The organism is Paraburkholderia sp. BR10923 (genome assembly GCF_040948765.1).
Taxonomy (GTDB): domain Bacteria; phylum Pseudomonadota; class Gammaproteobacteria; order Burkholderiales; family Burkholderiaceae; genus Paraburkholderia; species Paraburkholderia youngii.
Map to the genome: position 1 here is coordinate 1 of NZ_JBFPKO010000250.1, position 243 is coordinate 243.

General features: G+C 58.0%; 1 rRNA gene. It reads left to right on the forward strand.

Features of this window, described 5'->3' with window-relative positions:
* A 23S ribosomal RNA gene (locus tag AB3X94_RS42350) occupies window positions 1-135 on the forward strand; the annotation flags it as partial.
* Between the last annotated feature and the right edge of the window lie 108 nt (window positions 136-243).

Sequence of the window (243 nt, forward strand, 5' to 3'; positions counted from 1 at the left end):
TTAGTCGAACGCTCTGGAAAGTGCGGCCATAGCAGGTGATAGCCCTGTAGACGAAAACAGCGGGAAAGAACTGGGTGTACGAGAAGTAGGGCGGGACACGTGAAATCCTGTCTGAAGATGGGGGGACGGATCGCGGAAGGTTGTCCGGGTGTTGGAAGTCCCGGTCGCTGCATTGGAGAGGGTGCCTTGGCAAATCCGGGCACAGGACTCAAGGGTGTGGCGCGAGCTTCTTCGGAAGCGAAG